We start from the raw sequence: 13,304 nt of genomic DNA on the forward strand, positions 1-13,304 counted from the left end.
GTTAAAAAAGCAACCTGTACTGTGCTGATACAAAAGGTTTGTATGCGTATCTTTGTCCCCTATGAACAAAATCCTCGTTACCGGCAGCAATGGCCTATTAGGCCAGAAGATTACCGAATTAGCACTTGCGGATCAAACCATTGAGCTGATCGCTACCTCACGCGGCGAGAATCGCCATCCCATTAAAAGTGGATATCGCTATGTCGACCTGGACATTCTTGATCAGCATCAGCTCCGCGAAACGGTCGCTGAATACCGACCCGATGCCATCATCAATACGGCGGCAATGACCAATGTTGACGCATGCGAACACGATCCGGAAGGATGCCGGAAACTGAATGTTGACGCCGTGGCAACGCTGGTCGAATTGTGCGAAGCATACAGCATCCATCTGATCCATCTTTCGACGGATTTTATTTTCGATGGCAAAGAAGGCCCGTATGCCGAAGACGCCGCCCCCAATCCGTTGAGCTTGTATGGTCAAAGTAAATGGGATGCCGAAAAGCTTATCCAGCAATCCACCTGCAAGTGGGCGATCCTGCGTACCATTCTGGTGTATGGTGTGGTGGCCGACATGAGCCGGAGCAACATCGTATTGTGGGCCAAAGGGGCGCTGGAAAAAGGGCAACCGCTCAATGTAGTAAATGATCAATGGCGCATGCCCACGCTGGCCGAGGATCTCGCCCGGGCCTGTCTGCTTGCCGTAACCCGACAGGCAGAAGGAATTTTCCATATTTCGGGCGAGGATCTGTTTGCCATCCATGAATTGGTAGCTGCCGTAGCCGACTTTTGGGGACTGGACAAATCGCGTATCCACGAGGTTAGTTCATCGACACTCAGCCAAGCTGCCCCACGGCCTGCACGCACGGGATTCGTCCTCGACAAGGCACGTTCCGTGTTGGGTTATGCCCCCCATAGTTTCCGGGAGGGACTGGCGGTAGTAGATCGGCAGCTGCATGAAAATAATACACTCAAAAAATAATCCCATCTTTGCCGTATGACTCAAAAGTTTGCCCGTGAATCGTATACCATCATGAATGAGCTGGTGTTGCCCAATGATACCAACACGCTAAACAACCTCATGGGTGGACGACTACTCCACTGGATGGACATCGCTGCGGCGATATCGGCTCAAAAACATTGCAATCGCATCGTTGTCACGGCCTCGGTCGACAACGTGTCTTTTAAGCATCCCGTCAAATTGGGGGACGTCATCAGTATCGAAGCACAGGTAACACGAGCATTCAACACGTCGGTGGAAGTCCGCCTGGTGGTATCGGCGCAAAATATACCCTCTGGCACCAAAGTTCGCTCCAACGAGGCGTTTTACACGTTTGTGGCCATTGACCAAAATGGCCGGACCATTGCTGTCCCCCAACTGATCCCCGAAACCGACGAGGAAAAAAAATTGTATAACGAAGCACTCCAACGCCGGGAACTCCGCTTGGTGTTGGGGGGTAAATTGAAACCGAAAGATGCTAAAGAACTGCAAAACCTTTTTAAAGAGGTGGTACGGGAGTAAACATTTTGCTTACCTGATCGCCCTCTTTTCACCGATAGGGTTGTGTGCGCAGCAGAATCCTGTTTTTCCAGGTTGGTACGCCGATCCGGAGGGCATTGTCTATGACGATCGTTTCTGGATTTATCCAACGTATTCGGCACCGTATGAGGAGCAAGTCTTTTTTGATGCATTTTCCTCTCCCGACCTCGTTAATTGGACGAAACATGCCCGTATTATCGACACGTCGGAAGTCAAGTGGGCCAAGCGGGCTATGTGGGCGCCCGGGGTTCTGAAAAAAGACGGCAACTATTATCTCTTTTTCGCGGCAAACGACGTGCACGAAGGAGAAGTTGGTGGCATTGGCGTGGCGGTGGCCGACGGGCCTGAGGGACCGTTCAGGGACCTGCTGGGCAAACCGTTGATCAATGACATCGTGAATGGCGCACAGCCCATTGATCAGTTCGTGTTCAAGGATACCGATGGCACTTATTATATGTATTATGGAGGCTGGCGACATTGCAATATCGTCAAGCTGAACGATGACTTCACAGGGTTAGTACCATTCGATGACGGTGAAATCTACAAAGAAGTGACACCTGAAGGGTATGTCGAAGGCCCTTCTATGTTCATGCGGAATAACCGATACTATTTCATGTGGTCCGAGGGCGGTTGGGGCGGCCCGGACTATAAGGTCGCTTATGCCATCGCAGATTCGCCCTTCGGACCGTTCAAACGGGTTGCTACTATCCTGGAGCAGGATCCGGAAATTGCGACCGGTGCGGGCCACCATTCGGTCATCCAGATACCGGGCGAAGACCGGTGGTATATCGTATACCATCGCCGTCCCTTGGGCAAAAAAGGAGCCAACGAGCGGGAAACATGCATTGACGAAATGCATTTTGACGGAAACGGCCATATCCTGCCTGTGAAGATGACGCATACCGGGGTGAGTTATCCGCTGCCGACGTCTCCCCTCAATACCCGCGAATAATCGATTGCGGCTTGCAGCGTTGCAAACGGTGTATCGGCCTGCCCGTTGTTATCGTCAACACCCCTTGGTGCTACGGACAGCGATCTTCACTTTTTGCTTGGCTTTTTGCTCATGACAAATTCCAGGACACCCCCGCCCATGATCTCCTCGTGCGTGATGTAATGCCGTTTCAAAGGGGTTCCGTTCAGTAACACCTTCGAGACATACACATGGTCCGGCGATTGGTTTGTCGCCCGGACGGTAAACGTTTTACCGTTTTCCAGGTTCAGTTCGGCACGTTTGACCAAAGGGCTGCCCAAATCGTAAGTCAACGATCCCGGCGAAATGGGATAAAAGCCCAGCGCGCCGAAGATATACCAGGCGCTCATCTGCCCGCAATCGTCGTTGCCGCCAAGGCCGTCGGGCCGGGCCTGATACATTGCATTCAGGATATACCTTACCCGCTCCTGTGTTTTCCAGGGCTTACCAACGTAATTGTACAAGTAAACCACGTGGTGCGAAGGTTCGTTGCCATGCACGTAATTACCGATAATTCCGTCCCGGGAAATATCTTCGGTATTTTCAAAGTATTTATCGGGCAGCTCCATGGTAAACAGGCTATCCAGATACCCCGCAAATTTTTCGTTACCCCCGTGCAATCCAATAAGGGCATGCGGATCATGCGGAATAAAAAGACTGTAATTCCAGGAATTCCCTTCAATAAATCCTTGGCCGTGCGTATCCAGCACGTCGAAATCTTTCACAAACTCCCCGTCGGAATTCCTCGGCCGCATGAAGCCGATACGTTCATCGAACACATTTTTCCAGTTCCCGGCCCGCTTCATATACTCCTGATAGACCGCTTCTTTCCCCAGCTTCTTGGCAATTTGTGCAATGCACCAATCGTCATACGCGTATTCGAGCGTTGAAGATACGGAGGTGCCATTGAGGTCTGCCGGGATGTATCCGCGACGGATGTATTCGCCTATTCCCTCGTAATCTTCGCGGTTTGACGTAGCAATACAGGCCTCCAACGCTTTTTCTGCATCTCCGGTATATACCCCTTTCAGAATCGCGTCGGCGATGACCGAAACGGCATGATATCCGCTCATGCACCAGTTATCGTTCGCATAGTGGGACCAGATCGGGAGCATTCCCAGTACGCTCTGGTCGTAATGTGCCAGCATCGAAGCAACCATGTCGGCATTGCGACGGGGCTGCACAATATTAAAATAGGGATGCAACGCGCGGAAGGTGTCCCACAAAGAAAATGTGGTATAGTTAACAAAGCCATCGGCTATATGGGTTTCCTGATCCAATCCACGGTATTGTCCATTTATATCCATGTAGACGGTCGGTCCTAGGAACGTATGGTACATCGATGTGTAGAAGTTCACTTTGTCATCTTCCGAGACCGTTTCGATATCAATCTTAGCCAGCTCTTCGTTCCACCATTCTTGTCCGGCTGCTTTCACCGCATCGAAATCCCAATGTGGAATCTCGTGGTTTAAATTAGCCAAGGCGTTCTGCTGACTCACCGGTGAGAGTGCAAGTTTGACCAACACTTCATCGAACTCGCGGGTGTCGAAATCGAAATACATCGTCAAATCCCTTCCGGCCAAGTCTGCAAAGTTCTTCTCCTGATTGAACTTCCGCCAAAATCCTTTGTATGCCTGTGGTTTATCGTAGCTTTTCCGTCCATAGCTTTTAAACGGTTTGGAAAAGGTCATTGCAAAGTACACTGTGCGCGTGCGTGCCCATCCACTCGTTTGCCTGTATCCGGTAACCAGGGTGTCGTTTACCACTCGGACGAATGTCCAGACGTTTTTTCCATCGTAGTTATAAATGCCCGCTTTGAGGTCGAACACGATATGGGCGTCGGACGTTTTGGGAAAGGTATACCGGTGAAAACCCACCCGCTCTGAGGTGGTCAGTTCAGCAGTGATGTCATAATCGTCCAACAATACCTTATAATAATTTGCCTCGGAAACCTCGCGGTCGTGCGAGAATTTACTGCGGTATCCGGCTTGGGTGTCGTCTGCCGTACCGGGATTAAGCTTGAGTTCGCCCACGGTGGGCATGATCAAAAAATCGCCCAGGTCGGAATGCCCCGTGCCACTGAAATGGGTATGGCTGAACCCCACGATACTTTGGTCCTCATATTGATAGCCGGCACAGTATCGATACACATCTTTGTTATATGCGCCGTCCACTTCATACGATAACGTATCGGTTTCGGGGCTTAGCTGTACGGATCCAAAGGGCACGGTCGCCCCGGGAAAGGTATGGCCCATCCGCGCCGTACCGATCAATGGATTGACATAATCTACCGGCCGCTTCTGAGCGTTTACCCCCAAGCCGCAGGAAACAACAAGACCAAGCGTAATTAGTGTAACTCGCATTATTTCTTTGAATTTTGTACAAAGATCTGTTTTTTCTTTCGATTCTTTCCCTCTTCCGTGGCCAGTCCGGACACGTCATATCCGTTGACATCATCCATCACCAATGCAGGGCGGTAGTCGTTGGCTTGCGCCCGCAGCTTCACGTTTTCAAAGGTGATTCCTTCCGCATGGCGGATATAAAATCCCCAGGCGGGAAGCTCTTTGAATTGGGAGAACTCGGGGTAGGCGTCTGCCATTTCCGGAATAGCGGCCAACTCATCCTTGCCGGTTCCTCGATACGCATAGTTCGGGTTTCCGCCTCCGGGGTAGACAAATTCGATATTGCGCAGTGTCACGTTGCGGATCGGCTGGCCTTCCAATCCGACAATGCTGGAGGGGGATATGTTCCGCGGATTGTCTTCGATGGGGCCTTCATAGGAATAACCGGCATCCGGCTTATCAGCCGCTACTTCTACGTACATATTTTGGATTACCACGTTGTTGATGGTACCCGGTCTCCCCTTATTCCATCGCGCGCCGATGCGCAAATACAATGGATTACCGGTATTGTACGCATAGAGGCTATCCACCAGTATATCCTCCACCACGCCGCCATCCGGCGTGGCGATGGTAAATGCAGAACGGAAGGTATCATAGACCTTATTGTTAATGATCCGGATATTTTTGTACCCGCCTGCCGACACGGTGCCGAACTTGATTCCGTTCGCGCTTGATCGAGCGACACAATTCCGGATTTCTACGTTTTCACATCGCTTCGAAGCGTCGTGCGACTTTAGGCAAATTGCGTCATCGGCCGAATCGATGAAGGAATTCAACAGCTTGAAATTTTTGCAATCAACGATGTCAATCCCATCGTTGTTCCAGAAGTCTTTGCTGTCTACCGTGATTCCGTCGACCACCATATCTTCACATTGGTCGTAAGTCTGCACCCAATCGGCTGCGTTCCGGATCGTGATCCCTTCAATCCGTACGTTGCTGCATTCGCGGAGATAAATCGCCTTCGGGCGCCTGTTCCTGGGGCGGTCGTAATCCAGCGGATCGGTAATGATCCCGTTATGGATCTGATCCATCAAATGGTAGGCTACTTCCCTACCCTGCCCATCAATCACCCCTTTTCCCTTAATGGCCACGTTGTCGACCCCTTTTCCATAAATCAATGCACAATTGGGCGTATCGATGTTGTAATCGTAAATATTGGTCGATCCAACCAATACGGCTCCCTCCTCTAGGTGAATCGTCACATTGGGCTTCAGCATGATAGTGCCCGTCAAATACCGGCCAACATAAAATTTCAACGTGCCCCCACCCTGCTCACTGATATAATTGACCGCCTTTTGGATCGAGCTCGTATTCAGCGTGGTTCCATTGGATTTTATTCCAAAAAAAGAAGCATTGTATTCGGTTGAAAAAACCGGAGAAATCAGCAGGAGAAAAATAAAACTGAGTATATATCGTTTTGTTGGCATCTTCACATTCATTTTAAATCTTTTTTCCGTTAGGTGTCACACAGTTTTCCTGAAGGCGGATTTCGTTTTTTCCGGCTTCCCTGAGGGATTTTCCCGATGCATCGACATACAGGGAGCGCAACTCGACCCCCGAACAAGACGACAGGAATATCCCGGTGCTGTTTTCATAGACATTGCTTTTAATGATCTGATTGGATAGGGATAACTGCGTGCATCCTATGTAGGACTGAACGTTTTCTAACCCGTTCAGCAGCATGATTCCATCTACCGTTACCTGCTCTGAATCCACGATCCGTATCAGATCAGGCAAGAGCTGTTTGCTTTCGCTCCCGATGATTCCCTTTGACACCAAGCTTCCCATGTTCTCGGTTAGCAACGGTACCTGTCCCTGGATGACACCTTTCCCTTGGATCTTGATATTTGATTGATCTTTGGCATATATCAACGCCCGGCTGCCTGAATAATCGAGGTAATCATAGACATGGGGACTGGCTAAAAGCACTGCACCTTCGTGCAATTCGATGGTTACGTTGGATTTCAACTCAAATGAGCCGGTCAAGTATCGGCCGACATAAAAATGCAGTGTTCCGCCGCCCTTTCCGGCAATAAAATCAATGGCATACTGTATGGAGCTGGTATTATTGGTAACCCCATCCGACTTGCAGCCGAAAAGCGAAGCATTGTATTCTGCCGCATGCGATGTGGCTCCCACCAGTAAAAACAACAATAAAAAGGCAATTCTCTTCATAGCATTGGGTTTAATCAACGTGAACGTTTTGGGAGTTGTGGAAAATATACTGTTTCTTCTCTTCGGATTGCGGTTCCTCAAACCGCAATCCGGTCCACGTCCCTCCGGCTAAATCGTCGGCCACGATCGCGGGGCGGTAGTCTTTACGGGCGGCTTTGAAAGTCACATTCTTGAAATCGATATTTTTGGCGTGCCGGATATAAAACCCCCAGGCGGGCAACTCCTTAAACTGGGAGAACTCCGGGTATTTGTCGGCCATTTCCGGGATGCTGTCCAGCTCGGCGGGAGTAATCCCCCGATAAGCATATAATGGATTTCCGCCTCCGGGATATACAAACTCGATATTCTCCATCCGTATGTTTTCGATCTTGTATTCGGGCAATCCGACAATACTGGCCGGCGAAATATTCCGGGGCAAATCCTCAATGGGACCTTCGTAGTTATAACCTGCGTCCGGCTTGTCGAGCGGTACTTCCGCGTAGACATTTTTGATGGTGATATCCTTCATGTAGGGTTTCTTTCCTTTACTCCAACGGTCGCCAATGCGAAGGAAAATCACGTTACCGGTATTGATCGAACGCACACCGTCTACCAGAATGTTTTCGACAAAACCTCCGTCGACGGCGGCAAAGGTGATTGCCGAGCGATAGGTATCGTAAACCGTCAGGTTGCGGACGACAAAATTCCTGAAACCTCCGCGGGAAACCGTTCCGAACTTCAAGGCACTCGCGCTAGAACGCGCCACACAGTTTTCAACTAAAACATTATCGCAGAAAGCGTTGGGATCATGAGATTTGAAACAAATGGCGTCATCGGCTGCATCAAAATAACTGTCTCTGATGATCACATCTTTACAGTCGACGACATCTATTCCGTCGTTGTTCCAATACGACTTACTGTCCACCTTGATCCGTTCCACGAGCAGGTTGACGCATTGGTCGTAAGTCTGATTCCAACTGCCCGGATCCCTGAGCGTAATATCTTGGATGGTCACCCCTACACATTCTCTGAAATAGATATTTTCAGGCCGGTTCCACTCCCGCACGCGATCTAATTTCAGTTCGTCCTCTACGATTCCCCGATGGACATTTTGTACCGCGTTTACCGCGGTTTGAAAACCTCGTCCGTTGATCGTTCCCTTGCCGGTAATACCGATATTTTGTTGTTTGATGGCAAAAATCATCGATTGCCAATTCACGTACGGGTCCTTCACATAGTCAAACGGATTGTTCGATCCCAACAGACTGGCTCCTTCTTCGAGATGAAGTGTGACATTGGATTTTAGGTAAATGGTGCCCGTTACGTAGTTACCTGCACGGAATACCAACCTTCCACCTCCTTTTTCATGGATATGATCGATAGCCGCCTGAATAGACCGCGTATTCAATGCCTGTCCATCGGCCAGGATACCAAAGTCGGCCGCGTGAAAATCCTGCGCACGGCCCCATTGAGAAATTAATACAAAAACAACCAGAAATAATTTGTTCATCTATTCAACACTTAAAATTTATATAACGTTACCGGTCCAATCATTCCCATGGATTGTATCTCTTGCTCCCTTCCCTTACGATTGACCCAAAACTGGGCGATTTCATTATCGGTCAGCGTTTTCAAATAATTACCCATAGTCGTAACCACGTGGATCTCCAAGAGGTTGTCACCGGTCTTCAATACGTTGGAGAGGTCAAACAGCCTGCGACCAAACCATTTTACGCCCACCTGCTTTCCGTTTACATACACGTCCGCAATCCCTTCTACCCGACCAAGGTTCAGCGCATAAGCTGCAGCATTCTCAATCCGAACGTACTTCCGGTAAATAGCAGTTCCCGAAAAATGCACCAGGTCTTCCCGTTCTTTGAAATCAATAAGTTCCTTCAGTTCAATCGTCCGCTTACTCGATTCCTGTTGATGCTGAAGCACGACTTCCCAGTTTGTATTCAAGTTCTGTGTCGCTAACCCGGCTGCCGGAGTAGGCTTCCATTTTTTGCCTTTCCGATGGGTATCAAACACCAACATCAGCGATTCGGTAGGGCCAAGCTCGAGACAAGTTGACCGGCCGTTTTCCAGATTCAATCGATATCGCTGCCCGTTTTCCAAGTCCCACACCCAGCATATGCGTCCCTTGGTTATCCCTTCCGCAAACGTTACGTTGGTTGCATGCAAATCGTATCGATGTGCATTCTGGAAAAAGAATAGCTCACTACCGTCGTCGCGCAGATACCGGATTTGCATCAAATAACTATTGGGCGTCTCGATCTGCAAGTAGGCAGGTAGCCCATGCGTGGCCGCTATTTCGGTATACCATGTTAAGAAGTCATCGTCCGCCGGTTTATCAAGTCGCATGAAACGCTCCGGGAATGCAGCCAGCTTGGATACCCATTTTTTGACGGCCGTATCCTCACCCTCAAGTCCTTTCAGGCCCAATCCTTTTTCCGGCAACCGATCTATGCAGTATACCCGGCCGCCATCCTGGACAAATTGATAAATTTTTTCCAGCGAGGACGCGGCCATGCTGACCACCCCCGGTAGGAATAGTACCGCATACTTCCGCTTCCCGTAACAAAGTTTGCCGTCGGAAACCGTACAATCGGCTAATATAATTTCGGTAATGTAATCGGCGCTGCCGCCATTCTTATTAATGGCCTCCCACAACAGCGAAGTATACGGCACATTCAGCTTTTCGGGAAAGGGATCGGTTTGTACGCCGTGATTCGCCCAAAGATCATAATTTGCCGGGAGAATCGCTATATCCGCAAAATAATCACCATTTTGCAGTTGGGACGACAACCGGGCCTTGTAATCGTTCAGGTAATTAAAATACGGCCACCAATTGTTCTTTTCGCTATAATACGATCCATACTGGATCCATCCGGGAAAAGGTGCCTCTTTGGGAGAATAATTGAATCCATGCCATACGGAGTGGGTAATACCCGCCATCACGCTCTGGTCAGATCCTCGCTTCAAGAGCTCAAGTGTAGCGTTGAAGACCAAGTAGGTGTTGGTCATCTCTTCACAGCTTACCACCCGCTTACCCTTCAGATGTGCCGCAGACGACACATACTTATCGATCATCGTATATCCACGGCCCCGACGGTAGTCCTCATTGGACATCTCTTCACCGAGTTTGTGCCTCAGGTAGTTCGTCGTCCAGGATTCCCCCTCCGGAATGTCATAATCGAGACTACTTTCCAGCGGAAAAAATCCCCGGCCATATGCCTGTGCGCGCGATTTGACCCCGAGGTCGCGGCACCAGCGTAAATACGTATCGGTAAATCGTTCTTTCAGCATACATGCCTTCGTAAACTCGTAATCAAACCGCACACGTCGGAGTGTCTCGGCAAACGCTTCGGTCTTTTCAGCTCCGTACTGTTCATCAACCACGGCTCCCAACCGCCCTACTTTAAATAAAATAAACGGAAGATAAGGCATTAGGTCGTAACCGCAGCGCTTTTGGAATTCCGCTGCAAAATCAGTGGTCCAATTGCTGCCCTCCAGCTCCATGCTGTCCGTAAACAAAGCCCGCAGGTAGTTTTTCAACGGGCCTATGCGTTGCTGCATGGTGTCGGACATCCGATGAAGGTAGCGATTGACGGCCTCCCGGTCCATGTGGTTCAGGATGGAGCCCGCTGCCCCAGGCGCTCCATTGATGACGGCAGCGAAGGCATTGAATTTCACTAACGCATACAACACATGTTTGCCTTCAGGTACTTCAATATCCATTCTTTCCTTTCCCATCTGATCGGAAAGATCGCTCACATCGGCCAATGACGCTATGGGATTTTTTGCCAGCTTCACTGCCAGCAATTCGGGGTTTCTCAATGCGTTCTTATCCGTTACGCCCGGATCGATCGCACTGAAAAAATGGAAAGGCTTGACTTTATACGTAGTCGGCCCCTCAATCTCCTCCGCATAAACCAATACAACCTGCGCCGTCTCATCTTCGCTAAGATCTTCCGACCCGAAAGGCCAGCCCGAACCGACAATGAGGTCTGCGGTCATGCCCAGATTCTTCGCTTGTTCAGCTGCATATTGTACCAGATCAATCCATTCGTCGCTGAGCCACCTGAGTGATTTGATTCCCATATCATCCGCGCGGCTCGGAAACGAAATCGGATTGATTTCCACGCCGCCGATACCGGCCTCTTTCAGCAATTTCAACTCCCGGAGGATTTCGGCTTTATTGACTTTGTTCCCATTCCACCACCACCGCACAAAAGGTCTGTATTCGCTGCTGGGTTCCTGAAAAATCTTGAATAAGTTGGGGGTGTCTGATGAAAATCCAACTTGCGCATTCGCACGCTTTTGTCCCGTCCACACCAACGACGAACCAAGTATTGAGCTGGCAACTAAAAAAGATCTTCTATCCATCTTGACTCATCTGATTAATTATTGATTTCATTGCTGCTTTTTTACATCAATAAATGCCTCGTAGTTCGCTTCTTTTTGATAGTGCGTATGCGATAACCAAATCGGTTTTTAGCGACCGGTTCGTGCAGGTTTCGAGTCCGCAATTTCTAGCGACCGATACTTGGCAATAAGAAGGGGAGATCGTGTCTCCCCTTCCCTGTTAAAACTTTTGAAACGAGACTATCGAGGATAACATTTGCTAGTTCTGCACCATTTTATCGTTGTACATAATCTCGTCCAAAGGAATCTGCAACGTCATTTTGGATACCGGATAGGTAGATTTATCCACGTGAGTGGCAGAAGAAGCGCGGTTAACCTCAATATTCCACCGTTTGTTGTTGTAAAATTCGCGGCCGCCTTCACCCCACAACTCGATCCGGGATTGCAATTGAACTTTTTCCAAAGCCGATAGCCCGGCCATTGCCGGATAGTTGTCGCAAGTCAGGGTCGTCGATCCGGATTTGGTCCGGGCAGCCAATAACACATTCAAGGTTTCCTCCGCACCTTGATCATCGCCACTTTGCGCTTGCGCCTCGGCTTTCATCAACAATACTTCCGATGATCGCATGTAATAGCAGGTCACCGTTCCCACATTCTTTTTATCGTCGCTCCCCAAGCCATGTGTTGCAGCAAATTTCAGATTCGTCAGCACAGGAATTGTCCGCTGGTCGCCGTTCGTCGGATAGGTATAATCGCCCCACGATTCAGCCATGAACCCATCTTTTCGATAATCCGAAGCAGATATCTTGTCATACAGGCGGTTATCGATCCGTTGAAATCCCTGGCTTAGGCCGCCATACCCTTCTGCGAAACAATTCATCCATAAATTGTGCGCGGTTAGCGCCTCGCCCAACGGAAAGCCAAGAATAACTTCCGGGTTTACTTCGTTGTTCAAGAATCCGTTTTGCTCTGGCCTCAACACTGGATTGCCGGTTGTTCCGGTATTCTTGCCCCCATATACCGATTCACCCATTAAGTTCGGATATTGCGCAAGAATGTCGTTCGAGTGGCTGATAACGGTAGCCCAGTCGCCCGTCCACAGCGCCACACGAGCCAAAATGAACTTCGCCACACCCAAATCAAAATCGGCCAGGTTGGCTGTGTATCCCACTCCCGCTTCCTCCAGCAACCGGATGGCATCCGTCAGATCTTTCTTAATAAAGTCGTAAGTCTCGACGGCACTCGCCCTGGCTTTACTTTCCTGTACGGGTGAATAAAAATCATACAACGGCATCCCCAATTTTGCCTGCCCGCCTTGCAAAAACGCATCCTGGTAATTTTCCATCAGGTAATTGTACGCATACGCCCGCAAAATAAGGCCTCGCGCTTTAAACTCCTGCAATTTACGGTTACTACCTACGGTTGCATCGTCCAAATAGTTCAGCAATTGGTTTGCCGTCGTGATTGCGCTCCAGGCATAAAACCAATACGGCGAATTCTTATCAGAGGAAGCCGATGTAAAATCGAGCAAATTGTACTCGTCCGATCCGAACATGTTGAGGGTTCGATCGGCGAATACAATATCATTGCCTTCCAGGTTACGCATCACATCCAAGCCTTGCACACTCCGGTAACGTCCGTCGGCGGTACCGGTACCGTTTATCCCGCTGAAATTGATCATCCGAGGCATGTTGTTTGCCATCCCACCCAAAACCAATTCGATGGTTTCGTCATCGCCGCTTCTCAAGAGTTCCTGAATCTGTTCGTCTGTGATATTATTGGGGGGTGCTACGTTCAGTTTTTCACTGCAAGACACCATAACCATTCCACCGAGCAGATATATCAAAATCTTTTTCATGTTTCTTTTGTC

Annotated in this window: 9 protein-coding genes; 3 read left to right on the plus strand and 6 right to left on the minus strand. The window is 49.5% G+C overall.

Annotated elements, in window-relative coordinates; translation table 11 throughout:
- The first annotated feature begins 61 nt into the window (after positions 1–61).
- Genes ACFQRK_RS07565 through ACFQRK_RS07575 form a run of 3 tightly spaced genes read left to right on the plus strand, consistent with a single transcriptional unit; the run spans position 62 to position 2,492 of the window.
- On the plus strand, positions 62–982 hold the full coding sequence (locus ACFQRK_RS07565; RefSeq protein ID WP_379005202.1) for an SDR family oxidoreductase: 921 nt from the start codon (positions 62–64) through the stop codon (positions 980–982).
- A gap of 15 nt (positions 983–997) precedes the next feature.
- Positions 998–1,522, plus strand: coding sequence for an acyl-CoA thioesterase (locus ACFQRK_RS07570; RefSeq protein WP_379005204.1), 525 nt, complete (start codon positions 998–1,000; stop codon positions 1,520–1,522).
- Positions 1,476–2,492: a glycoside hydrolase family 43 protein gene (locus tag ACFQRK_RS07575; RefSeq protein WP_379005206.1), complete on the plus strand. Its 1,017-nt coding sequence runs from the start codon at positions 1,476–1,478 to the stop codon at positions 2,490–2,492. Before ACFQRK_RS07570 ends, ACFQRK_RS07575 begins: the two co-directional genes overlap by 47 nt.
- An 86-nt stretch (positions 2,493–2,578) precedes the next feature.
- Here the strand turns inward: ACFQRK_RS07575 and ACFQRK_RS07580 are convergent, their stop codons facing one another.
- The 6 genes from ACFQRK_RS07580 to ACFQRK_RS07605 all read right to left on the minus strand — a co-directional run bounded on the left by ACFQRK_RS07580 (position 2,579) and on the right by ACFQRK_RS07605 (position 13,292).
- Positions 2,579–4,873: a GH92 family glycosyl hydrolase gene (locus ACFQRK_RS07580; RefSeq protein ID WP_379005208.1), complete on the minus strand. Its 2,295-nt coding sequence runs from the start codon at positions 4,871–4,873 to the stop codon at positions 2,579–2,581.
- A complete protein-coding gene (locus ACFQRK_RS07585) occupies positions 4,873–6,339 on the minus strand; it encodes a glycoside hydrolase family 28 protein (protein WP_379005210.1) in 1,467 nt (488 codons plus the stop codon). Before ACFQRK_RS07585 ends, ACFQRK_RS07580 begins: the two co-directional genes overlap by 1 nt.
- Positions 6,340–6,352: 13 nt before the next feature.
- Positions 6,353–7,087, minus strand: coding sequence for a glycosyl hydrolase family 28 protein (locus ACFQRK_RS07590; protein WP_379005212.1), 735 nt, complete (start codon positions 7,085–7,087; stop codon positions 6,353–6,355).
- 10 nt (positions 7,088–7,097) lie between these two features.
- The gene (locus ACFQRK_RS07595; RefSeq protein WP_379005214.1) at positions 7,098–8,576 is read right to left on the minus strand and encodes a glycoside hydrolase family 28 protein; all 1,479 of its coding nucleotides are present in this window, start codon (positions 8,574–8,576) and stop codon (positions 7,098–7,100) included.
- Between the two features lie 11 nt (positions 8,577–8,587).
- Positions 8,588–11,455, minus strand: coding sequence for a glycosyl hydrolase (locus ACFQRK_RS07600; protein WP_379005216.1), 2,868 nt, complete (start codon positions 11,453–11,455; stop codon positions 8,588–8,590).
- A 238-nt stretch (positions 11,456–11,693) separates the two neighbouring features.
- Complete coding sequence (locus ACFQRK_RS07605) at positions 11,694–13,292, minus strand: RagB/SusD family nutrient uptake outer membrane protein (RefSeq protein WP_379005218.1); 1,599 nt, start codon at positions 13,290–13,292, stop codon at positions 11,694–11,696.
- Positions 13,293–13,304 lie beyond the last annotated feature (12 nt).

Origin of the sequence: Parapedobacter sp. GCM10030251 (assembly GCF_042666505.1) — a bacterium.
Lineage (GTDB): Bacteria > Bacteroidota > Bacteroidia > Sphingobacteriales > Sphingobacteriaceae > Parapedobacter.